This is a genomic window from Bradyrhizobium sp. Ec3.3 (genome assembly GCF_000472925.1).
Lineage (GTDB): Bacteria > Pseudomonadota > Alphaproteobacteria > Rhizobiales > Xanthobacteraceae > Bradyrhizobium.
Window position 1 is genome coordinate 57,771 of record NZ_AXAS01000010.1, and the last position, 22,664, is coordinate 80,434.

The following is a 22,664-nucleotide window of genomic DNA, read 5'->3' on the forward strand; positions in this document are numbered from 1 at the left end:
AAACCGATTTACGAAAACTCTATCGCGGCGCTGTCGACGCGCCGCCGTTTGCGAACCCTTTCGAGGTTCGCTCTGCCATCGGTGTCCGGCTCATCGCCTCGTTCCCTCCGGCAGGCCCCGCGCGCTTGGGCACGCGCTTCTCCAGCGCGGGCCCCGGGATCCGGGTCTCCCGTTCCGGCGTCATGCCGGGGTATTCGAACGGGCCGCGCGGCGGGCAACAAAAAACCCTCCGGAGCGGCTGGCTCGGGAGGGTCCGTGAGAAGCGGACTTTCGATCTCGCTCTCAAGCGAGATCGCTCCCATGAGCCGGGCATGCGCTATCGATCGGTCCGAGACCGTTCGACAGTCGCGCAAATCTTTCGTAGCGATGGTTCATCACTCGGTTCATGGTCTTTTCTCGAACGGAAGTGTTCGCGAGGGCGCGGGACATACGCCCGCAACTTGCGGATGTCAAGCGTGCTCGAAGACATGCAGCAGACGGAAGAGGGGATGCCAATCTATCTCGGCCTCGACGGCTTTCGGTTCGGCTGGGTCGCTGCCTGGATCGATCAGCGCGGCGATCATGGGTTCGACTATGCGCCTGGTCTCACGCGCTTGCTTGCGATGTCGCACAGGCGGGCGATGATCGACATGCCGATCGGATTGAAGACGACGGGCTATCGGGTCTGCGATCTTCGCGCCCGCGAACTGGTCGGCGCTGCGGTCTTCCTCGGCGCGCGTCGCGATCTCTGGACGTTTCCGGACATGGCAGCTGCGAACCGGCATTATTGGCAGCGGGGCGACAAGGGCGTGTCGTGCCAGCTCTGGAACATCAGGGACAAGATCAGGGAGCTCGACGATGTCATGACGCCGGAGCGCCAGAAGACGATCGGCGAAGCGCATCCGGAGTTGATTTTCTGGAGTCTTGCGGGCGAGCGAAGGCTGGAACGAAAGACGTCGGCGACCGGCCGCGAACAGCGCATTCGGCTGCTGGAGAAACAGGGTTTTGCCAAGCTCCGGAAATGGCTGACGCAGCGTCACGGCACCGGCATCGGGCGTGACGATCTGATCGACGCCTGTGCCTGCGCGATTGCCGCGCGCGACAGCACCAGTTGCCTCGATGGCGAGGATCCAGATCCGCGCGGCTTGCGGATGGAGATCAACTATTGAGAGCGATCAGGTGCCCGATCGCTTCCGCCTCAGGTGCGGCCGGCATGAGCACGGCGCTGCATGAGATGCTGCCGAAGTTGATCTTCCTGGTGCTCCAGCCTCAAAGCTCTATCTTCAAAATCCGCGGCCATCGCCCGTAGCCGTCGCGCGGCTTCGTTATGGGCAAGGTCGTTCGCGACCCGGCGACAACGCTCGGCGTGATCGAGCAAGGCGCGCTTCTCGATGTTCATCCCTCGACAACGCGGGCGTGGCTCAATGGTCCCTCGCTCTGGTTTTGGAACAGAGCGGGAAAGAGTGGCAATCTTTTCGCGCGACCAAGGAACATGACGAACGAGCCGACGTTTAGAGATCAAGTTATGCTGAGGGACAAATGCAATGAACGATGTCAGCCAATTGGCGACCGCGATGCTTGCGATCGCCTTTACGGCGATGCTGCTGGTGACGGGGCAATGGTTCATGGAGTATCGGCTGCAACATGAGGCAGAGACTCCGCTCGCGGCGATGATGACGCTGCCGCCATAGGCGCGTCGGGCGGGCTCGTGCTGGACTTCATCCTCGTGACCGGAACGTGCAGGCGGCATGGCCTGTGATCTTGTGTTGTTCCGCGCCGCGCCTAGATTAGATGCGCTCCAACACACGCATCCAAGGTCCTGATGTCCGATCTCTCAGCCTTCCCCATCACCAAGCGCTGGCCCGCGAAGAATCCCGAACTCCTTCAACTCTACTCCCTTCCGACGCCGAACGGCGTCAAGGTCTCGATCATGTTGGAGGAGATCGGGCTGCCTTACGAGGTCCATCTCGTCGATTTCGGCAAGGACGACCAGAAGACGGTGGAATTCCTCTCGCTCAATCCGAACGGCAAGATCCCGGCGATTCTCGATCCCAACGGTCCCGGCGGCAAGCCGTTGCCGCTGTTCGAATCCGGCGCGATCCTGCAATACCTCGCCGAGAAGACCGGCAAGCTTCTGCCGCAGGAGGCGGCGCGCCGCTACCAGACCATCCAGTGGGTGCACTTCCAGATGGGCGGCATCGGGCCGATGTTCGGCCAGGTCGGCTTCTTCCACAAATTCGCCGGCAAGGAGTTTGAGGACAAGCGGCCGCTTGAGCGCTACGTGGGCGAGTCCAGGCGCCTGCTCGGTGTCATGGAAACGCATCTAGTCGGCCGGCAGTGGTTCATGGATGACGATTACACCATCGCCGACATCTCCATGCTTGGCTGGGTACGCAATCTCGTCGGCTTCTACGGCGCTGGCGATCTCGTCGAATTCAGCCAGTTCAAGTCGGTCGCGGCCTGGCTCGAACGGGGCCTTGCGCGCCCGGCCGTACAGCGCGGGTTGAACATTCCGAAGCGGCCGTGAATTAAAGCGTGATCCGGAAAAGTGTGAAGTGGTTTTCCCTCGCGACAAACGCGGAACGCGTTTGCGCGGAGATCATGCTCAAACAAAAATCTAAAGCGTGATGGCGGTTCATCCTGATCTCATCGCGCTTTAGCTCAGCGCCTTCCAGGTCATGTAGAGTGCCATCAGCGAGACGAGCCCGACCATGATCCGGCGCAGCACTGATTTGCTCACGCCATTGGCCATGCGTGCGCCGAGATCAGTGCCGATCCAGAGGCCGGCAAGAATGCCGATGATGGCCGGCCAGCCGACCATGAGCCCCTTGCTCCAGTAGATCCAGGCGGCCGGAATGTTGGTCGGAATAACCGAGAAGATGAGGCTGACGAGTTGCGCCCGATGTTGCGGCACGCGCAGGCCAGCGGCGAGGCCGACCGTGATCGCGAGGCCGCCGCCGATACCCATGAAGCCGGAGGAAAAGCCGGCCAGCGTGCCGATGAGAAACAGAGGGAGCCCGGGCAATTTGTCGGCATTGCCGACCTCGCTACTGGCGTCCTTGCGGTCGCGCCGCAGAACCAGAGCTGCGATCAGCGCAACGAGGTAGACGACGTAGGTCCATTGCAGGACCGAGTCGGATACCGCGGCCGCGGCATAGCCGCCGCTCGCACCACCGACGAGAAATCCGATGCCGATCCAGGCGATCCATTGCAACGGGCTGCGATTGCCACTCTGCCAATAGCGGCGCACGCCGGCGAGGCCCGTCGGAGGGACCTGGGCGATGAGCGAAGTCCCCTGGGCGACGTGCTGCTCCGCGCCGAGTAGCAGCACGCAGAAGATCACGAGACCGCCGCCGGGGCTTGTGCCCATGAAGCCCGATGTCACCCCTCCGACGAGGCCAACGCCGACACCTGCCAGCAGGTCATGGATCCAGGACATCATTCAGGCCCTGGTCCTTCGTTTGACGTCGTGTCTGGTGATGCGGAAGCCGTCGATCACGCCGGTGACGGCCGCCATGCAGGCTTTGCTGTCGAACTCCTCGCCCCAGCATTTTTGCAGCACAAAGCCCTGAAAGATCGCGATCAGCGTACGCGCGATCGCATCGGCGCCGAGATCGCGCTTGATGAGGCCATCGTGCTGGGCACGCTCGACCAGCGCGACGATCAGCGCGCGCGGCATGTCGATGCCTTCGACGACGCTGGTGCGGACGCGGCGGTTGCGCAGGGCCTCGGCCCAGCCGTGGATTCCGACGCGCCGGCGCGCCTCGCCGGCGGGATCGGTGAGCCATTGCGCGTAGACGCGAACCAGCGCGTGGAGTCGCTCCAGCGGATCGCCGGACCCTTGCGCGACCGAGTTGAGCACGGCCTCGCGGCGATGCCGGTCGTCGGCCAGCGCCTCGATGAGATCGTCCTTGCTCTGGAAGTAGAGGTAGACCGCGCCGTGGCTGAGCCCGGAGCGCTTGACGATGTCGGCCATGCCGGTCTGGTGGAAGCCGTCTTCGGAGAAGCAGGCGAGGGCGGCCTCGAGAATCTGCTGGCGCCGGCTTTCACGCTGTCTTTCGCTGATCTTCGGCATCGCGGCTAGCCCCGCTAAATAACTGACCAGATGATCGTTTTGTGAGATTTCGCGCATAAAAGCGTTGACGATCTCAATAATAAAAAACGATCAGTCAGTCAGTTTTAGTGCGAAAGAACCAGAGCGTCAAGTGATCGGCCGGCCATCGCTGGCATGCCAGAAGTCGACCGACGTCACGTTAGCTGGTGGACTGAGGTGGCTAGAACAGCCGGCCGCCGTTCGGCACCGGCTTGCTCGGCTGCATCAGCACGACCTTGCCCTCGGCGTCGGGGAAGCCAAGTGTCAACACCTCGGAAACAACCGGCCCGATCTGGCGCGGAGGAAAATTGACGACGGCTGCGACCTGCTGTCCCACCAGCGTTTCCAGCGGATGGTTTTCGGTGATCTGCGCCGAACTCTTGCGCACGCCGATCACGGGGCCGAAGTCGATCCACAACCGCCATGCCGGCTTGCGCGCTTCGGGGAACGGTTTTGCGTCGATGATAGTGCCGACGCGGATGTCGACCTTCAGAAACGTGTCGAAGTCGATGGTGGGCGCCGCAGCGGCGGTGGAATCGTGATTGACGTGCATGGTGAAATCCGTGTGGCGAACTTGGGTGGCGAATATTGTGGGGTGCGCCGTAGTTTCGTACAACGCCGATCATCGTCACGTGACCCATGCATGAGGAGCGGCCTTGCCCACCACCATTTATGGCATCAAGAACTGCGACACCATGAAGAAGGCGCGCGCCTGGCTGGATTCCAGCGGGGTGGCCTATGATTTCCACGACTACAAGGCCGCGGGCGTCGAGAAGGAAAAGCTCAAGTCGTGGAGCGACAAGGTCGGCTGGGAGGCGCTGCTCAACCGTGCCGGCACCACCTTCAAGAAGCTGCCCGAGGCCGACAAGGAAGGCCTCAACGAGAAGAAGGCACTCGCTTTGATGCTGGCGCAACCCTCGATGATCAAGCGTCCCTTGCTCGAGATGGGCGGCAAGCTCCTGGTCGGATTCAAGCCGGACATCTATGCCAAGGAAGTCGGCGCCAAGAAACGCTAACAAGAAACGCTAACAAGAAACGGAAGCCGCCGTCCTCGCTGGTCGTCTTCACTGATGCGATGACGTGGGAGATTTTGTCATCGGTCGCGAAGATCACGTTGTCTGATCGACTTGACGACCGATGGAGTGGCGTTTTCGAAATCCAAAACAATAGTCCCGGCGAATACAAACCCGCGGATGATCCACCGCGCGGTAAAATCTTCCATGAAGGGCTGGCCGAGCCTGCGAAAGACCGTTAACGACGGCTTGATGACCAATGCTTTGCGCGCGAGGCATCGGGCAGGTGCGACATCAACGCCTTCGACTAAGGGAGCATCTATCCCGTAGTCGACGGCTCTGCCTGCTCAGCTTTCCGCCTTGCCTAACCCCCGTCACCTCCGGCATATTCCGCCGCCGGAGGCGGCGTTCCGGAAAGGGCTCCAAGGCTTCCGGAAAGCCGATAGCAATAAGCAAAGCCACGCGCGGCCAGCGCGTCGCGCGGGCGGGGGGAAATTTGTTTGGCCGATGAGTTCATTCTCGAAACGGAAGGGCTGACCAAGGAGTTCGCGGGATTCTTCGCCGTCCGCGATGTCGCCCTCAAGGTCCGCCGCGGGAGTATTCACGCGTTGATCGGTCCGAACGGGGCCGGGAAGACGACGTGCTTCAATCTCCTGACCAAGTTCCTCAAACCGTCTGCCGGAAAAATCCTCTACAAGGGGCAGGACATCACCGCGATGGCGCCGGCCGACGTCGCGCGCATGGGATTGGTGCGCTCGTTCCAGATCTCGGCGGTATTTCCGCATCTCACTGCGCTGGAAAACGTCCGTGTTGCGCTTCAGCGCCAGCACGGCAGCTCGTTCGACTTCTGGCGCTCCAAGTCCGTGCTCAACCGCTTCAATGATCGCGCGCGCGAGCTGTTGAACGACGTCGGCCTCAGCGAGTTTGCCAACACGCCCGCGGTCGAGATGCCCTACGGGCGCAAGCGCGCGCTCGAGATCGCAACCACGCTCGCGCTCGACCCCGAGATGATGCTGCTGGACGAGCCGATGGCCGGTATGGGCCACGAGGACATCGACAAGATCGCGGCGCTGATCAAGCGCATCTCCGCGAAATATACCATCCTGATGGTCGAGCATAATTTGAGCGTCGTGGCCAATCTTTCCGACATCATCACCGTGTTGACGCGCGGGCAGGTGCTTGCGCAAGGCCATTACAGCGAGCTCACCAAGGACGAGCGCGTCAAGGAAGCCTATCTGGGAGCCGGTCATGCCTGACACTGCGATCGCCGAGGCGCGGGCGAAGGCTGCAACGACCGGCGGCAACATCCTGCAGGTGCGCAACTTGGAGGCCTGGTACGGCGAGTCCCACATCCTGCACGGGATCAATTTCGACGTGAATGCGGGCGAGGTCGTCACGTTGCTCGGGCGCAACGGTGCCGGCAAGACGACCACCCTGAAGTCGATCATGGGCGTCATCGGCAAGCGCACCGGCTCGGTGCGGTTCAACAACGAGGAGATCATCCGCGCGACCTCCGACAGGATCGCGCGCATGGGGATCGCCTTCTGCCCCGAGGAGCGCGGCATCTTCGCGAGCCTCGACGTGCGCGAAAACCTGATGTTGCCGCCGATCGTGCGGGCCGGGGGGCTGTCGCTCGACCAGATCTTCGAGCTGTTTCCGAACCTGAAGGAACGCCTGAGCAGCCAGGGAACAAAACTCTCCGGCGGTGAGCAGCAGATGCTGGCGATTGCGCGTATCCTGCGCACCGGCGCCAGCTTCCTGATGCTGGACGAGCCGACCGAAGGTCTTGCGCCGGTCATCATCCAGCAGATCGGCCACACCATCGCGCGGCTGAAGAAGGAGGGTTTTACCATCCTGCTGGTCGAGCAGAACTTCCGCTTCGCTTCCACCGTCGCCGACCGCTATTATGTCGTCGAGCACGGCAAGATCATTGACGGATTCTCCAATGCGGAGCTTGCCGCCAATATGGACAAGCTCCACGCCTATCTCGGCGTCTAGAACTGCCAACGAGAAACTCAAAAAAGGAAAGTTGCATGAAGACCAGGTCGATTGCGTCATTTCTGCTCGGCACCGCGCTGTCGCTCACCGCGGTGAGCGCGGCTTGCGCACAGGACAAGACCGTCAAGATCGGCGCGCTGTCCGATCAGTCCGGTCTCTACGCCGATCTCGGTGGCCCCGGCTCGACGCTGGCGGCGCAAATGGCAGTCGAAGATTCCGGCCTTGCCGCCAAGGGCTGGAAGATCGACATCATCTCCGGCGATCACCAGAACAAGCCCGACATCGGCACCGCGATCGCGCGGCAATGGTTCGACGTCGACAAGGTCGATGTGATCGTCGACGTGCCGAATTCCGGCGTGGCGCTTGCCGTCAACAACGTCGTCAAGGAGAAGAACGGCGTCTACATCAATTCGGGCGCTGCGACCTCCGATCTCACCAACGCGCAGTGCTCGCCGAATACCGTGCACTGGACCTACGACACCTACATGCTCGCCCACACCACCGGCCAGGCGCTGGTGAAGGCCGGCGGCGACACCTGGTTCTTCCTGACCGCGGACTACGCCTTCGGCGCGGCGCTCGAGCGCGACACCACGGCGGTGGTGCTGGCCAATGGCGGTAAGGTCGTCAGTGGCGTCAAGCATCCGCTCAACACGCCGGACTTCTCCTCCTTCCTGCTCCAGGCGCAGTCGTCCAAGGCCAAGGTCATCGGCCTTGCCAACGCCGGCGGTGACACCACCAACACGATCAAGCAGGCGGCTGAGTTCGGCATCGCCAAGGGTAGCCAGAAGCTCGCGGCGCTGCTGCTGTTCCTCACCGACGTCAAGGCGCTCGGTCTCGAGACCGCGCAGGGCCTCAACTTCACCGAGACCTTCTACTGGGACATGAACGACCAGACCCGCGCGTTCTCGAAGCGTTTCGCTGCCAAGATGAAGAACGGCGCACCGCCCACCATGGTGCAGGCCGGCGTCTATTCGGGCCTGCGTCATTACTTCAAGGCGCTGGAAGCGCTCGGCGGCAATCCGCATGACGGCGTCAAGGTCGTCGAGAAGATGAAGTCGATGCCGACCGAGGATGATCTGTTCGGCAAGGGCGAGATCCAGCCGAACGGCCGCACCATCCACAACGCCTATCTGTTCGAGGTGAAGAAGCCCTCCGAATCCAAGGCGCCGTGGGACTTCTACAAGCTGGTCGGCACGGTGCCGGGCGATCAGGCCTTCACGCCGCTGTCCGAAAGCAAGTGCGCACTGTTGAAGAAGTAAGAAGCAACAACGGTTCGCCGGCGAGCGCCGGCGAACCGCATGAGGAACGCTGAAGGGACTGGGTGCGGGATCGATGCAGGCTCTCTATGCACAGCTACTGGTGGGACTGATCAACGGCTCGTTCTACGCGCTGCTCAGTCTCGGGCTCGCCGTGATCTTCGGCATGCTCAACATCATCAATTTCGCCCATGGCGCGCTCTACATGATGGGCGCGTTCGTCGCGTATTTCCTGCTCAACAACGATTACCTCAGTATCGGTTACTGGCCAGCGTTGATCATCGCGCCAATCGTGGTCGGCATCTTCGGCATGATCCTGGAGCGGACCATGCTGCAATGGCTGACCGGGCTCGATCATCTCTACGGCCTGCTGTTGACGTTCGGTATGGCCTTGATCATCCAGGGCGTGTTCCAGAACTACTTCGGCTCGTCCGGTCTGCCCTATGCCATTCCCGACCAGCTCAAGGGTGGCATGAATCTCGGCTTCATGTTCCTGCCCATCTACCGCGGCTGGGTCGTCGTCTTCTCGCTGGTGGTGTGCCTTGCGACCTGGTTCCTGATCGAGAAGACCCAGCTCGGCGCGTACTTGCGCGCAGCGACCGAAAACCCGACGCTGGTGCGCGCCTTCGGCATCAACGTGCCGCGCATGATCACGCTGACTTACGGTCTCGGCGTCGGCCTTGCCGCGCTCGCCGGTGTGCTTTCCGCGCCGATCAACCAGGTGCGGCCGCTGATGGGCGCCGACCTCATCATCGTGGTGTTCGCGGTGGTGGTGATCGGCGGCATGGGATCAATCATGGGCTCGATCATCACCGGCTTCGCGCTCGGGGTGATCGAAGGCCTCACCAAGTATTTTTACCCCGAGGCCTCCAACACCGTCGTGTTCGTGCTGATGGTGCTGGTGCTGCTCGTGAAGCCGACGGGACTGACGGGAAGGGCGGCCTGATATGACAGCCTTGACGGACGATACCCTGCCCGTGACGGCGCGCGCGATGCGCGACGAGATGATCGTGTTCGTGTTCATGGCGCTGGCCTTGGCCGCCGTGCCGTTCACCGGCATCTATCCGTTCTTCGTGATGCAGGCGCTGTGCTTCGCGCTCCTCGCCTGCGCCTTCAACCTGCTGATCGGCTATGGCGGTCTCTTGTCGTTCGGCCACGCGATGTTCCTCGGCACCGCCGGCTATTGCAGCGCCCATGCGCTGAAGGTGTGGGCGCTGCCGCCGGAACTCGGTATTCTCGCCGGCGTTGCCGCGGCCTTCGTGCTCTCGATCGTGACTGGCTACATTTCGATCCGTCGCCAGGGCATCTACTTCTCGATGATCACGCTGGCGCTGTCGCAACTGCTCTATTTCATCTACTTGCAGGCGCCGTTCACGCATGGCGAAGACGGCATTCAGGGTATTCCGCAGGGCCATCTGTTCGGGATCTTCGATCTCTCCAAGCCGACGGTGCTTTACTACGTCGTGCTGGTCGGCTTCCTCGCTGGCTTCCTGCTGATCTACCGCATCATCAACTCGCCATTCGGCGAAGTCTTGAAATCGATCCGCGAGAACGAGCAGCGCGCGATATCGCTCGGCTACCGCACCGATCAGTACAAGCTGCTGGCCTTCATCCTCTCGGGCACGCTGGCGGGCTTTGCCGGCTCACTGAAGGTGTTCGTAGCGCAGAACGCCTCGCTCACCGACGTGCACTGGTCGATGTCCGGCGAGGTCGTGCTGATGACGCTGGTCGGCGGTCTCGGCACCATTTTCGGACCCGTGGCGGGCGCCTTCGTGATCATCGCCATGCAGCAGTACCTGGCGAGCTACGGCCAGTGGGTGACGGTGATTCAGGGCGCGATCTTCGTGATCTGCGTGCTCACCTTCCGCCGCGGCGTCGTCGGCGAAATCGCGCATTACTTCCGGAGATCCCTGTAAGTCTCTGAGCCAAAGACAGTTTCCCTGATTTTTGAAAGTGGTGGATGAACTGCTTCGGGCGGCGTGACGTGGCACGCGCGCGGCCCCAAAATGGTCTATGACAGTCGGGTGACAGTCCCTCCGGACCGGCCAATCTCAACCCGGCAGTTATTCCCATGATGCGTTGGTTTCGCGCCTTTCTCCCCAAGGAGGAAAGGTTCTTCGATCTGTTCGACCGCCACGCCCAGACCGTGATCCAGGGCTCGATCGCGCTCCAGGGCATGCTGAACGGCGGCGAGGAGACGCCGGTCTATTGCCAGCGCGTCAACCAGTTCGAGAACGATGCCGACAACATCACGCGCGAGGTGCTGACCGCGGTGCGCCGCACCTTCATCACGCCGTTCGACCGCGGCGACATCAAGAACCTGATCACCTCGATGGACGACGCCATCGACCAGATGCAGCAGACCGCCAAGGCGGTGATGCTGTTCGAGGTCCGCGCCTTCGAGCCGCCGATGCGCGAGATCGGCGGGCTTCTGATCGAGTGCGCCAACCTGGTGGGCCGCGCGCTGCCGCTGCTTCAAGAGATCGGCAAGAACGTCGCCATGCTGACCGCGATCACGGAAGAGCTGACCAAGCTGGAGGGACGTGTCGACGACCTCCACGATATCGGCCTGAAGGAGCTGTTCCTGAAGCACCGCGAGGGCAACGCGATGGATTTCATCGTGGGTGTCGAGATCTACGATCATCTCGAGAAAGTCGCGGACCGCTTCGACGACGTCGCGAACGAGATCAACAGCATCGTCATCGAACAGGTCTAGCGCATGATCCGGAAAAGTGTGCAGCGGTTTTCCCTCGCGACAAACGCGGAACGCGTTTGCGCGGAGATCATGCGCAAACTTTAAAGCAGGGGCTGCGCCGTGGATGCTGTGTTGGGTCTTCCCGTCCTCGTCGGACTGATCGCGGTCGCGCTGCTGTTCGACTTCCTGAACGGCCTGCACGACGCCGCCAATTCGATCGCCACCATCGTCTCGACCCGCGTGCTGCGGCCGCAATTTGCGGTGTTCTGGGCCGCGTTCTTCAATTTCGTCGCCTTCCTGGTGTTCGGCCTGCACGTCGCCCAGACCATCGGCACGGGGATCATCGATCCCTCGATCGTCGACGCTCAGGTGATCTTTGCGGCTCTTGTCGGCGCTATCGTCTGGAACATCGTGACGTGGGCGCTCGGCATTCCGTCGTCGTCGTCACATGCGTTGATCGGCGGACTCGTCGGCGGCGGCGTGGCCAAGGCCGGGATTTCGGCCGCAGTCTGGAGCGGATTGTCCAAGACCGTGTTGGCGATCGTGCTCTCGCCGCTGGTCGGCTTCCTGCTCGCGATGATGCTGGTTGCGATCGTCTCCTGGGCCTCGATGCGGTCGACGCCGTTCGCCGTCGACCGCGCCTTCCGCATCCTGCAATTCGCCTCAGCCTCGCTCTATTCGCTCGGCCATGGCGGCAACGACGCCCAGAAGACCATGGGTATCATCGCCGTGCTGCTCTTTTCGCAGGGCCAACTCGGCGGGGAATTTTATGTACCGTTCTGGGTGGTGCTGTCGTGCCAGGCGGCGATGGCGATGGGCACCCTGATGGGTGGATGGCGGATCGTCCGCACCATGGGCCTGCGCATCACCAAGCTGACGCCGATGCAGGGTTTCTGTGCCGAGACCGGCGGTGCCGCAACCTTGTTCATGGCGACTTTCCTCGGCGTTCCCGTCTCGACCACTCACACCATCACCGGCGCGATCGTCGGTGTCGGCGCCGCCCGCCGCGTCTCCGCGGTGCGCTGGAACGTGGCGAGCTCGATCGTCTATGCCTGGGTGATCACGATACCGGCGTCCGCGATCGTCGCCGGCCTCTCTTGGTGGGCGGTGCAGTTTTTCAAGTAACGAGTTTCAGCCCGACGATGCCGCCGACGATCAGACCAATGCTGGCGAGGCGAAGTGCCGTGGCCGGCTCGCCGAACAGGATGATCCCCAGGACGGCGGTGCCGACCGCGCCGATCCCGGTCCAGACCGCATAGGCGGTTCCAATCGGCAGCCACTTCAAGGCCAATCCGAGCAGGATGACGCTGCCCGCCATGGCGGCGAGCGTGAGCACGGATGGAACGAGCCGCGAGAAACCCTCGGTGTATTTGAGGCCGATCGCCCAGCCGACCTCCAAAAGACCGGCGACGAACAGGATAGTCCAAGCCATGACGCCCCTCCGTTCAAGGCAGGGCCGTCCCCGCGACTGATGTGCTGATTAAAGGAAGGTCGTCCTTCCCGGGGTGGATGTCCTTCCCGGGGCGGATATGGGGCTGGCCGAGGCGCCCCGCAATCACCAAATGACCCTTGATTAGCCCGGTTTTCCCTGCCAAACGCTCCCGCCATGTCCGACATCGCCATCACAGCAGAATCGCCGGCCCGTTCCCCGCTTGCTGCCGAAGTGGCGCGGCGGCGGACCTTTGCGATCATCTCCCACCCGGACGCCGGCAAGACCACGCTGACCGAAAAGCTCCTGCTGTTCGGCGGCGCCATCAATCTTGCAGGCCAGGTCAAAGCCAAGGGCGAGCGGCGCAACACGCGCTCGGACTGGATGAAGATCGAGCGCGAGCGCGGCATTTCCGTCGTCACCTCGGTCATGACCTTCGAGTTCGAGGGCCTGGTGTTCAACCTGCTGGACACGCCGGGCCACGAGGACTTTTCGGAAGACACCTATCGCACGCTGACGGCGGTCGACTCCGCCGTGATGGTGATCGACGCCGCCAAGGGCATCGAGGCGCGGACGCGCAAGCTGTTCGAGGTCTGTCGCCTGCGCGACATCCCGATCATCACCTTCATCAACAAGATGGACCGCGAGAGCCGCGACGTTTTCGACCTCCTGGATGAGATCGAGAAGACGCTGGCGCTCGACACCACGCCGATGACCTGGCCGGTCGGGCGCGGCCGCGACTTCCTCGGTACCTATGACGTCGTCAATGGCGGCGTGCGCCTGCTCGAAGGCGGTGGCGCCAAGACCGGCGCGGCGCAGCAGATCGAGATCGCCGAACTGGCCAAGCTCAATGCCAATCTCGATGTATCGGCGGTGAAGGACGAGCTCGAGCTCGTCACCGAAGCTTCCAAGCCGTTCGAACTGGGTGCGTTTCGCGAGGGCCATCTGACGCCGGTTTATTTCGGCAGCGCGCTGCGCAATTTCGGCGTCGGCGACCTTCTGGAAGGCCTCGGCAAGTTCGCACCCGAGCCGCGCGCGCAGGAAAGCGACCAGCGCAAGGTCGAAGCAACCGACCCACGCATGAGCGCCTTCGTGTTCAAGATCCAGGCGAACATGGATCCGAACCACCGCGACCGTATCGCCTTTGCGCGGCTGTGCTCGGGCAAGCTCAGCCGGGGCATGAAGGCCAAGCTCGTGCGCACCGGCAAGAGCATGCCGCTGTCGAGCCCGCAATTCTTCTTCGCGCAGGACCGCTCGGTCGCGGACGAAGCCTTCGCCGGCGACGTCGTTGGCATCCCCAATCACGGCACCCTGCGCATCGGCGACACGCTGACGGAAGGCGAGGATTTCACCTTCGTCGGCGTGCCGAGCTTTGCGCCGGAAATCGTCCGTCGCGTCCGGCTGACGGACGCCATGAAGGCGAAGAAGCTGAAGGAAGCACTCCAGCAGATGTCGGAAGAGGGCGTGGTGCAGGTGTTCCGCCCGCGCGACGGTGCGCCGGCGCTCGTGGGCGTCGTCGGCGCGCTGCAGCTCGACGTGCTGAAGGCGCGGCTCGAGGCGGAATATTCGTTGCCAGTCGAGTTCGAGGTAAGCGAATTCCAGCTTGCGCGTTGGGTCTCCTCGGATGACCGTAAGAAACTCGACACGTTTGTCGCCGCAAACACCTCCAGCATCGCCGACGACGTTGACGGCGATCCCGTGTATCTGGCCAAGAACGAGTTCTACCTCGGCTACACCAAGGAGCGTGCCGAGGGCATCGAGTTCGCCAACGTCAAGGACGTGAAGAAGAAGGGGTAGAGCTGCCCCAATCTCACTGACATGCCCGCTCGAAAGCGGGCGTCCAGTACGCCGGGGCTTCTCGGCTCCTGCACGGCCGTCTCTGGATACTGGGTTGCCAGGCAACGAGCACGAGCTGAACGCGCGCATGTGAACGCCGGTGGGCTTGACGCGTCGACGGCCGGTGTCACGTTTGAAGCATGTGGCATTGCGGTCTGGCGGTCATGTGGCGCTGCATCCTTATTCTGCTCTTGGTGACGGTAACATCGGTCTCTGCCGATGCACGGTATCGACACTTCCATTCGATTCCGTACTTCTACGAGCCTTTCCCCTACGAGCCTTTCCCCTACGAGCCGTGCGGCGGACCGTTCCAGGGGCCCTGCATCACCGAGATACCCTTTCCGTTCGGCGAGACGTTCCAGGTCACGGTCGAGACCGTTCCATCGCAAGCCGACAGCGCGAAGTACCAAAAGCCGGATCATGATCTCGACACGCTCAGTGACCTCCGTGCCGAGCTGCGCTCGTGCTGGTCGCCTCCCTCAGTCGATAGTGCGCGCGAGGGCATGCAGATGTCGGTGCGTTTCAGCCTCAACAGATCGGGCAGCCTGATCGGCCCGCCGCGCCTGACCTTTGCGACGCCGGGGGCGCCGGCGGACACGCGAACCACCTACCTCGATGCCATCAACGCGTCGCTGAATGCCTGCCTGCCGCTAAAACTCACCGACGGCTTTGCCGGCGCGCTGGCCGGACGGCCGATCGCGATCCGCTACGTCGACAATCGCGAGCTGAAGAAACCTGGGACGCAGCAGTGACTGGCGAATGACGCATTGCGGGCGACGGGCTCGAAGTGATACCCGATAGCGGGGGCGCCATTTAAGGGGAGGATGTCATGGGTCTGCTGGTGATGATCCTGGGGCTCGCTTTGTTTTTCGCGGCCCACACATTTACGACGAAACGCGAGGCGCGCGCGCAGGCGATCGCGCGGCTGGGCGAGGGCACCTACAAAATCCTCTACGCGCTGTTTTCGCTGGCGGGCCTTGCGCTGATCGTCTGGGGCTTTTCCCAGTACCGCGCGACCGGCTGGATCGACGTCTGGTATCCGCCGAAGGCGATGAAGCACATCACCGTCGCGCTGATGCTGCCGGCGGTGATCCTGGTGGTGGCGTCCTACATCCGCGGGCGCATCTACGCGACACTGAAGCATCCGATGCTGGCCGGCATCAAGCTGTGGGCGGCGGCGCATCTTCTGGCCAATGGCGATCTCGGCTCCATCATCCTGTTCGGCTCGTTCCTGGGCTGGGCGGTGTATGACCGGATTTCGCTGAAGCATCGCAAGGATGCTGGCGGCCCGCCGATTCCGGTTGGCGGCGTCACCAACGATCTGATCGCCGTCGCCGTCGGTGTCGTCGCCTATCTGGCGCTGGCCTTCGCCTTCCATCCCGTCGTGATCGGCGTTCCCGTGATGGGAGGTTAGCCGATCAGCGCAAGACAAGACCGGCTGTCCGTGCGGGGAAGGTGACAAGAATAACAAGCCGGGAGCTTCCCGATGGACTGGTCGCAAATTCAGCTTCCCCCGATGCGGCTCGAGGCGCGCTTTGCCGACCGCGTGGTAAGCGCATTCTGCGAGCGGCCGGCGAGCGTCTGGGCGATGATCGCGGAAGCCGCGAGCCGCAATCCCGACGGTGAAGCGCTGATTTGCGGCAATGCCAGGCTGACCTGGCGGCAGGCTGTCGAGCAGTCGGCGCGGATCGCCGCCGGACTTCGCAGGCTGGGCCTGCAACGCGGTGATCGCGTCGCGCTCCTGCTCGGCAACCGCATCGAATTTCCGTTGATCCTGTTCGCGGCCGCGCATGAGGGCCTCGTCACCGTGCTGCTGAGCACGCGCCAGCAGAAGCCCGAGATCGCCTATGTGCTCGGCGATTGCGGCGCCAAGGTCCTGATCCACGAGGCGGCGCTCGCCGACCGTCTCCCGGAGCCGCGCGATGTCCCCGATGTCGTGCATCGTATCGCGGTCGACGATGACGTGCGTTTATCGCGCTTCTCCGAGCTCAGCGATCACGCGCCTGCGGATGCGCCGGCTGATGTCGGTGAAGAGGATACCGCGATGATCCTCTATACCTCCGGCACCACGGGCAGGCCGAAGGGCGCAATGCTCGCCCATTGCAACATCATCCATTCCTCGATGGTCTTCGTATCGTGCCTGAAACTCACGGCGGCCGATCGTTCGATCGCGGCGGTTCCGCTCGGCCATGTCACCGGCATCGTCGCCAACATCACCACCATGGTTCGCTGCGCAGGCGCGCTGATCATCATGCCGGAGTTCAAGGCGGCCGACTATCTCAAGCTCGCCGCGCGCGAGCGCGTCACCTACACGGTGATGGTGCCGGCAATGTACAATCTGTGTCTGCTCCAGCCGGGCTTCGACAGCTATGATCTCTCGAGCTGGCGCATCGGCGGTTTCGGCGGCGCGCCGATGCCGATCGCGACCATCGAGAAGCTGGACGAAAAAATTCCCGGCCTGAAGCTGATGAACTGCTACGGCGCGACCGAGACCACATCACCGTCGACGATCATGCCGGGCGAGCTTACCGCGAGCCACATCGACAGTGTCGGCTTGCCCTGTCCCGGCGCGCGGATCGTCGCGGTTGACACAGAGGGGCGCGAGCTGCCGCGTGGCGAGATCGGCGAGCTCTGGATTGGAAGCGCGTCCGTGATCAAGGGTTACTGGAATAATCCGAAAGCGACCGCCGAGAGCTTTACCGGCGGCTTCTGGCACTCCGGCGACCTTGGCTCGGTCGATGCCGAAGGCTTCGTCCGCGTGTTCGACCGCCAGAAGGACATGATCAACCGCGGCGGCCTGAAGATCTATTCCGCCGAGGTGGAATCCGTGCTGGCCGGCCATCCGGCGGTGGTCGAGAGTGCGATCATTGCAAAACCATGTCCTGTGCTCGGCGAGCGCGTCCATGCGGTGGTCGTCACGCGTGAGGCGGTCGCGGGCGAGGCGCTGCGTTCCTGGTGCGCCGAGCGGCTGTCCGACTACAAGGTGCCGGAAACGATTGTCCTCACCGCCGAGCCGCTGCCGCGTAACGCCAATGGCAAGGTGCTCAAGCGGCAGTTGCGGGAGACGCTGGCCGCCTCCTGAGGCCGGCCGGAACCGCAAGGGCCTGGGCGAAGGGTTAACGCCTTGATCGGGCTCGCTTTGCCTTGCCACCGCCATATCGATAGCGTATCGCAGCCGCGACGCGGGGACGGGATTCCTGACGCGAACGCTATGGCGCGCGCTCCCGGCCGGGCATGGGATTAGCATAAGTGTCTGAATTATTTGACGAAGTCGACGAGGAAGTACGTCGCGATCAGCTCAAGAAGCTGTGGGACAAGTATTCGATCTACTTCATTGCCCTGATGGTGCTGATCGTGGCCGCCGTCGGCGGCTGGCGCGGTTATCAGTACCTGGAGGCCAAGAAGGCCGCCGAGGCCGGCGCCGCCTTCGAGAAGGCCGTAGAGCTGTCGGAGCAGAACAAGCACGCCGAGGCCGAAGCGGCCTTCACCGAGCTCGCGGCCAAGGCACCCCGGGGCTATCGCACACTGGCGCGCCTGCGCGCTGCGGCTGAGGCCGCTGCACGCGACCCCAAGGCTGCCGTGAAGATGTATGACGATATCGCGGCCGACAGCAGCGCTGGCGCCGAGCAGCAGGCGCTCGCAAAACTCCGCGCCGCAGGGCTTCTGATCGACACGGCGGCCTATGCCGACATCCAGCAGCGGCTGGAGGCATCCGCCGCGGCCGGCTCCACCTTCCGCCATAGCGCACGTGAAATGCTGGCCCTGTCGGCCTGGCGCAATGGCGACGCGGCTGCCGCACGTAAATGGCTGGATGCAATTGCCGAGGATGGTGAAACCCCGCAGGGCCTGCGCTCGCGCGCCGAGGCCTTGCAGGCTCTGCTGCCGCCGGTCGCCAAAAGCTAACGGCCCGAGAACAGTTGGACGAGACCTGAGATGCGCCGTACCCAACGTTTGATCGCAGCTGCTGTTCTGATCGCCTTCTCAAGCCTCCTTGGCGGCTGTTCGAGCGGCGGGTTCGATCCGAGCGATCTCATGGACTGGCTCGACACCAAGAAGAAGCTGCCGGGCGATCGCAAGCCGGTCTTCCCCGAAGGCGTGCCGGGCCTGGAGCAGGGCGTGCCGAGGGACCTCTACAAGGGCTCACAGCAGCAGCAAGACCAGCAGAATGCGGACGCCGCGGCGGCTGCCGCAGCACCGCCGCCTGAGCCGCCGAAATCCGCGAAGGCCGCGAAGTCGAAGAAGACCAAGCAGCCGGCGGCCGCCGCCGCTGCGCCGGCTGGCGAAGTCGACGGTGAGGCTCAGCCCGAAGCGGCGCCGCCCGCCGCTGCACCGCCGCCGAAGCAGAAGATCGTCCGCAAGCGCACCACCGCGCCGCCGCCCGATCAGGATCAAACCACCCAGCCGGCGCAATCGAGCCAGGCCACGCAGCAGCAGTCGCAGGGAGCTTTCCCCGCGCCGATGCCAAGCGGCAGCTTCACGCGCTGATATTTTTCACTGCATTGACAGGCGCAGCCCCGGCAGCGCACGAATGACCAATGTCTTTTACGATCGCCATCATCGGCCGGCCCAATGTCGGAAAATCGACGCTGTTCAACCGCCTGGTGGGACAGAAGCTCGCGCTCGTCGATGACCTGCCCGGTGTGACCCGCGACCGCCGCGAGGGCGATGCCAAGCTCGGCGATCTCGCATTCACCATCATCGACACGGCCGGTCTCGACGAAGGCGCCAAGGGTTCGCTGACCGCGCGGATGCAGGAGCAGACCGAGACTGCGATCGCGCAAGCCGACGCACTGTTCTTCGTCATCGACGCGCGCGTCGGCCTCACGCCGACCGATCGCGCCTTTGCCGATTTCGCGCGCCGCGCCAACAAACCGGTGCTGCTGGTTGCCAACAAAAGCGAGGGCAAGCATGGCGATGCCGGCGCGATGGAAGCCTTTGCGCTGGGCCTCGGCGATCCCATCCAGGTTTCCGCCGAGCACGGCGAGGGCATGGGCGAGCTCTACGATGCCCTGAGCAGGCTGATGCCGGAGCCGCCCGATGAGGATGAGGTCGAGGACGAGGAGGAGCTGTCCGAGGAGGAGGCCGCCAGGCGTCCGATCCGGGTTGCGATCGTCGGCCGCCCCAACGCCGGCAAGTCGACGCTGATCAACCATCTGCTCGGCGAGGAGCGCCTTTTGACCAGCCCGGAGGCGGGCACAACGCGCGACTCCATCGCGGTCGAGATCAACTGGAAAGGGCGCGATTTCCGCGTGTTCGATACCGCGGGCCTGCGCCGCCGCTCGCGCATCGAGGAGAAGCTGGAGAAGCTCTCGGTCGCCGATGCCTTGCGTGCCGTGCGCTTTGCCGAAGTCGTCGTGCTGATGATGGATGCGCAGCACCGCTTCGAGGAGCAGGATCTGCGCATCGCCGACCTGATCGAGCGCGAGGGCCGCGCCGTCGTGCTGGCGGTCAACAAATGGGACCTGATGGAGAGCAGGGGCGGCGGCGCAATCTCCAATCTGCGCCGCGATGCCGATCACTGGCTGCCGCAGGTCAAGGGTGTGCCGATCGTCGCCGTCTCCGGCCTGATGGGGGAAGGTATCGACCGCCTGATGCAGGCGATCCAGGACGCCTATGCGGTCTGGAACAGGCGCGTGCCGACCTCGGCGCTGAACCGCTGGTTCGAGCAGGCGATCCAGGCCAACCCGCCGCCGGCGGTCTCGGGCCGCAGGCTGAAGCTCAACTACATCACCCAGACCAAGGCGCGCCCGCCGAGCTTCGTGCTGTTCTGCTCGCGCGCCGACGCCGTTCCGCAGGCCTATTTGCGCTATCTCACCAACTCCATGCGCGACGCCTTCGAGCTGCCGGGCACGCCGGTGCGCATCACCTTGCGCGAGAAGGCCAATCCGTTTGCGCATAAGCGCAAGCGTCCGTCCTGATTGGCGAGGCGAGTGGGGCGATAACTTCGCATGGTGGGCAAAGCGACTTGTCCGCCGTAGCTCGAAGAGCGACGGCGGAAGCGTGCCCACCACTTCTGTCGCGATGGATGGATAAGACGGTGGGCACGGCGCTTTCGCGCCTTTGCCCACCCGACAGCATCGCTTACTTCTTCACCAGCGGACACTCGCTCGCTTCGAGCGGCTTGGCAGCGTCTTCCGGTGCGATGGTGGCGACCAGCTTGTAATAGTCCCACGGGCCCTTCGACTCCTCTGGCTTCTTCACCTCGAACAGATAGGCCGGGATGAGGCGGCGGCCGTCGGCGCGCAGCGGGCCCTTGCCGAACAGCGGATCATCCGTCGGCAGTTCCTTCATCTTGGCGACGACCTTGGCGCCGTCATGCGGGTTGCTGCCGAGCGCGTCCATCGCCTTCAGATAATGCAGGATGCCGGCATAGAGACCGGCGACCGTCATCGACGGCATCGAGCCCTTCGGCGAGACCTTCTGGAAGCGCTTCGACCATTCGCGCGTCTGGTCGTTGAGGTCCCAGTAGAAGGACTCGGTGAAGGTCAGGCCCTGCGCGGTCTTGAGGCCCAGCGAGTGCACGTCGTTGATGAACAGCAGCAGCGCTGCGAGTTTCTGACCACCCGCCACGATGCCGAATTCGGATGCCTGCTTGATCGCGTTGGTGGTGTCGCCGCCGGCATTGGCAAGGCCGATGATCTTGGCTTTCGACGACTGCGCCTGCAGCAGGAACGACGAGAAGTCGGAGGAGTTGAGCGGATGCTTGACGCTGCCGAGCACCTTGCCGCCATTGGCGATGACAACCGACGAGGTGTCGCGCTCCAGCGCATGGCCGAAGGCGTAGTCGGCGGTCAGGAAGAACCAGCTGTCGCCGCCGGCCTTGGTCAACGCCTTTCCGGTGCCGTTGGCGAGCATGTAGGTGTCGTAGGTGTAGGAGATCGTATTCGGCGTGCAGGCTTTGCCGGTGAGGTCAGCGGTGGCCGCGCCCGAATTGAGCAGCACCGAGTTCTTTTCCTTGACGAGGTTGCTCACCGCGAGCGCAACGCCCGAGCTCGGCGTGTCCGAGATGACGTCGACCTTGTCGTTGTCGATCCACTGCCGAGCGATGTTGACGCCGATGTCGGGCTTGTTCTGGTGATCGCCCGAGACGACCTCGATCGTCCAGCCCTTGGCTTTCAGGCCGGAATCCTCGACCGCCAGCTTCACGGCGGCGACCGAGTTCGGCCCGCCGATGTCGGCATAGAGGCTCGACATGTCGTTGAGCACGCCGATCTTGATGGTCTTGTCTTGGGCGGAAGCCGAGGTGGCGAAGCCGAGGCCGGCACAGGTCAACAGCGCGGCATAGCGCCACGCGCGCATGTTTTTCATTGTATTCCCTCCAACTGTTGATGCCGGGACGGCCCTCTTCGGTGGGGCTTTTGACCATCGGCGCGATCGGTCATGATCTTGATGTTCCCGATAGCCTGTCCTGATGCTTGCGGCAATGCGCTAATCGTAGCGGTCCGGGCGATCGGTTAATCCGATCGTCCCGCGCTGACTTAAATTTCATCAAAGGTCGCGCCACCGCAGGGCGGCTTTCAGGCCGGCGGTCGGAAGCTCATCAGCGTGCGCGACTTGTAGTCGTAGAATTTGCCGGTTTCTGTCCAGTCGGGTGCGCACATCGGCACGATGAACTCCGCCGCCTGCTCGGGCGTGTCGAGCGTCGAGGGATCCTCGCCCGGCATCAGGGTCGCGCGCATGCGGGTGCGGATCGGCCCGGGATTGAACAGGTTGACGCGCAGCTTCGTGCTCGCGGTCTCCTGCGCCCAGGCGCGTGCCAGCGTCTCCAGCGCGGCCTTGGAGGCGGCGTAGGGGCCGACATAGGCGGTCGCCTTGTTGGCCGCGCCCGAGGTGATGAACACCGCGCGGCCGGCGTCGGATTGTTTCAGCAGCGGCTCCATGCAGCGGATCAGCTGGAAGTTCGCGGAGACGTTGATCGCCATCACGTCGGTGAAGGTCTTCAGTTCGATATGGCCAAGCGGTGAGGAGGGACCGAGCACGCCGGCATTGCCGACGAGAATGTCGAGCTTGCCGTGGCGCTCGTGCAGCGCGGCGCCGAGCCGCGCGATACCATCGAAGTCGGTGAGGTTGAGCGGCACCAGCGTGGCACTGCCGCCTGCTTTCCGGATCTCGTCGTCGAGCTCTTCCAGCCCGCCCTGCGTGCGCGCCACCGCGACGATGTGCGCACCGGCTTTCGCCAGCGCGATTGCGGTGGCGTAGCCGATGCCGCGCGAGGCGCCGGTGACGAGAGCGATGCGGTTGGCTAGGGGTTGTGTCATGGCGGGGTTTTACAGGCGTGGATGGCCGGGACAAGCCCCCGCTTGGTCGTCATTTCCGGGGCGATGCGAAGCATCGAACCCGGAATCTCAAGATCGCCCAATGCGCA

Annotated in this window: 25 protein-coding genes; 18 read left to right on the top strand and 7 right to left on the bottom strand. The window is 63.4% G+C overall.

Annotation, left to right across the window (positions count from 1 at the left end; genetic code table 11):
- The first annotated feature begins 488 nt into the window (after positions 1-488).
- On the top strand, positions 489-1,148 hold the full coding sequence (locus YUU_RS0111700) for a DUF429 domain-containing protein (protein WP_027522531.1): 660 nt from the start codon (positions 489-491) through the stop codon (positions 1,146-1,148).
- A 29-nt stretch (positions 1,149-1,177) separates the two neighbouring features.
- Here the strand turns inward: YUU_RS0111700 and YUU_RS0111705 are convergent, their stop codons facing one another.
- A complete protein-coding gene (locus YUU_RS0111705) occupies positions 1,178-1,378 on the bottom strand; it encodes a hypothetical protein (RefSeq protein ID WP_027522532.1) in 201 nt (66 codons plus the stop codon).
- Positions 1,379-1,523: 145 nt separating this feature from the next.
- Here YUU_RS0111705 and YUU_RS60175 point away from each other — a divergent pair, with 145 nt between their 5' ends.
- Both YUU_RS60175 and YUU_RS0111715 read left to right on the top strand, forming a co-directional pair.
- Complete coding sequence (locus YUU_RS60175; RefSeq protein ID WP_198031736.1) at positions 1,524-1,670, top strand: hypothetical protein; 147 nt, start codon at positions 1,524-1,526, stop codon at positions 1,668-1,670.
- Positions 1,671-1,801: 131 nt separating this feature from the next.
- The gene (locus YUU_RS0111715; protein WP_027522533.1) at positions 1,802-2,506 is read left to right on the top strand and encodes a glutathione S-transferase family protein; all 705 of its coding nucleotides are present in this window, start codon (positions 1,802-1,804) and stop codon (positions 2,504-2,506) included.
- A 129-nt stretch (positions 2,507-2,635) separates the two neighbouring features.
- Here the strand turns inward: YUU_RS0111715 and YUU_RS0111720 are convergent, their stop codons facing one another.
- From YUU_RS0111720 to YUU_RS0111730, 3 genes are all read right to left on the bottom strand, one after another.
- Entirely contained in the window at positions 2,636-3,418 is a 783-nt protein-coding gene (locus YUU_RS0111720; protein ID WP_027522534.1) for a sulfite exporter TauE/SafE family protein, read from the bottom strand.
- A gap of 3 nt (positions 3,419-3,421) precedes the next feature.
- Positions 3,422-4,054 (bottom strand): TetR/AcrR family transcriptional regulator, encoded by a 633-nt coding sequence (locus tag YUU_RS0111725; RefSeq protein ID WP_027522535.1) that lies wholly within the window; start codon positions 4,052-4,054, stop codon positions 3,422-3,424.
- Positions 4,055-4,253: 199 nt separating this feature from the next.
- Positions 4,254-4,625 carry a tRNA-binding protein gene (locus YUU_RS0111730; protein ID WP_027522536.1) on the bottom strand — a complete coding sequence of 124 codons (372 nt, stop codon included), beginning with the start codon at positions 4,623-4,625 and terminating at the stop codon, positions 4,254-4,256.
- A gap of 103 nt (positions 4,626-4,728) precedes the next feature.
- Between YUU_RS0111730 and YUU_RS0111735 the strand changes: the two genes are divergently transcribed.
- The 8 genes from YUU_RS0111735 to YUU_RS0111770 all read left to right on the top strand — a co-directional run bounded on the left by YUU_RS0111735 (position 4,729) and on the right by YUU_RS0111770 (position 12,159).
- Positions 4,729-5,088, top strand: coding sequence for an ArsC family reductase (locus YUU_RS0111735; protein WP_027522537.1), 360 nt, complete (start codon positions 4,729-4,731; stop codon positions 5,086-5,088).
- Between the two features lie 497 nt (positions 5,089-5,585).
- Positions 5,586-6,341, top strand: a complete 756-nt coding sequence (locus tag YUU_RS0111740; protein WP_008551999.1) for an ABC transporter ATP-binding protein — start codon at positions 5,586-5,588, stop codon at positions 6,339-6,341.
- Entirely contained in the window at positions 6,334-7,083 is a 750-nt protein-coding gene (locus YUU_RS0111745) for an ABC transporter ATP-binding protein (protein WP_027522538.1), read from the top strand. The genes YUU_RS0111740 and YUU_RS0111745 overlap by 8 nt, the downstream gene beginning before the upstream one ends.
- Before the next feature lie 35 nt (positions 7,084-7,118).
- On the top strand, positions 7,119-8,342 hold the full coding sequence (locus tag YUU_RS0111750) for an ABC transporter substrate-binding protein (protein WP_027522539.1): 1,224 nt from the start codon (positions 7,119-7,121) through the stop codon (positions 8,340-8,342).
- 73 nt (positions 8,343-8,415) lie between these two features.
- Positions 8,416-9,285: a branched-chain amino acid ABC transporter permease gene (locus YUU_RS0111755; protein ID WP_027522540.1), complete on the top strand. Its 870-nt coding sequence runs from the start codon at positions 8,416-8,418 to the stop codon at positions 9,283-9,285.
- 1 nt (position 9,286) lies between these two features.
- Positions 9,287-10,255 carry a branched-chain amino acid ABC transporter permease gene (locus tag YUU_RS0111760; RefSeq protein WP_027522541.1) on the top strand — a complete coding sequence of 323 codons (969 nt, stop codon included), beginning with the start codon at positions 9,287-9,289 and terminating at the stop codon, positions 10,253-10,255.
- Positions 10,256-10,410: 155 nt separating this feature from the next.
- Positions 10,411-11,055 (top strand): DUF47 domain-containing protein, encoded by a 645-nt coding sequence (locus YUU_RS0111765; protein WP_027522542.1) that lies wholly within the window; start codon positions 10,411-10,413, stop codon positions 11,053-11,055.
- A gap of 99 nt (positions 11,056-11,154) precedes the next feature.
- The gene (locus YUU_RS0111770) at positions 11,155-12,159 is read left to right on the top strand and encodes an inorganic phosphate transporter (protein WP_027522543.1); all 1,005 of its coding nucleotides are present in this window, start codon (positions 11,155-11,157) and stop codon (positions 12,157-12,159) included.
- On the opposite strand, the gene sugE is transcribed toward YUU_RS0111770, so the two are convergent.
- A complete protein-coding gene (gene sugE, locus YUU_RS0111775; RefSeq protein ID WP_027522544.1) occupies positions 12,152-12,466 on the bottom strand; it encodes a quaternary ammonium compound efflux SMR transporter SugE in 315 nt (104 codons plus the stop codon). The two genes, YUU_RS0111770 and sugE, sit on opposite strands and share 8 nt — an antisense overlap.
- Before the next feature lie 174 nt (positions 12,467-12,640).
- Between sugE and YUU_RS0111780 the strand changes: the two genes are divergently transcribed.
- From YUU_RS0111780 to der, 7 genes are all read left to right on the top strand, one after another.
- Positions 12,641-14,260, top strand: a complete 1,620-nt coding sequence (locus tag YUU_RS0111780; protein WP_027522545.1) for a peptide chain release factor 3 — start codon at positions 12,641-12,643, stop codon at positions 14,258-14,260.
- A gap of 203 nt (positions 14,261-14,463) precedes the next feature.
- On the top strand, positions 14,464-15,051 hold the full coding sequence (locus YUU_RS0111785) for a hypothetical protein (RefSeq protein WP_027522546.1): 588 nt from the start codon (positions 14,464-14,466) through the stop codon (positions 15,049-15,051).
- A 77-nt stretch (positions 15,052-15,128) separates the two neighbouring features.
- The gene (locus YUU_RS0111790; RefSeq protein WP_027522547.1) at positions 15,129-15,713 is read left to right on the top strand and encodes an NnrU family protein; all 585 of its coding nucleotides are present in this window, start codon (positions 15,129-15,131) and stop codon (positions 15,711-15,713) included.
- A 72-nt stretch (positions 15,714-15,785) separates the two neighbouring features.
- Positions 15,786-17,381: a class I adenylate-forming enzyme family protein gene (locus YUU_RS0111795; protein ID WP_027522548.1), complete on the top strand. Its 1,596-nt coding sequence runs from the start codon at positions 15,786-15,788 to the stop codon at positions 17,379-17,381.
- Positions 17,382-17,548: 167 nt separating this feature from the next.
- Positions 17,549-18,202 carry a tetratricopeptide repeat protein gene (locus YUU_RS0111800; protein ID WP_027522549.1) on the top strand — a complete coding sequence of 218 codons (654 nt, stop codon included), beginning with the start codon at positions 17,549-17,551 and terminating at the stop codon, positions 18,200-18,202.
- A gap of 30 nt (positions 18,203-18,232) precedes the next feature.
- Positions 18,233-18,784 carry a hypothetical protein gene (locus YUU_RS0111805; protein ID WP_027522550.1) on the top strand — a complete coding sequence of 184 codons (552 nt, stop codon included), beginning with the start codon at positions 18,233-18,235 and terminating at the stop codon, positions 18,782-18,784.
- A 50-nt stretch (positions 18,785-18,834) separates the two neighbouring features.
- Entirely contained in the window at positions 18,835-20,217 is a 1,383-nt protein-coding gene (gene der, locus YUU_RS0111810; RefSeq protein ID WP_027522551.1) for a ribosome biogenesis GTPase Der, read from the top strand.
- A gap of 163 nt (positions 20,218-20,380) precedes the next feature.
- On the opposite strand, the gene YUU_RS0111815 is transcribed toward der, so the two are convergent.
- Positions 20,381-21,607, bottom strand: coding sequence for an ABC transporter substrate-binding protein (locus YUU_RS0111815; RefSeq protein WP_027522552.1), 1,227 nt, complete (start codon positions 21,605-21,607; stop codon positions 20,381-20,383).
- 209 nt (positions 21,608-21,816) lie between these two features.
- Entirely contained in the window at positions 21,817-22,557 is a 741-nt protein-coding gene (locus tag YUU_RS0111820) for an SDR family NAD(P)-dependent oxidoreductase (protein ID WP_027522553.1), read from the bottom strand.
- Positions 22,558-22,664 lie beyond the last annotated feature (107 nt).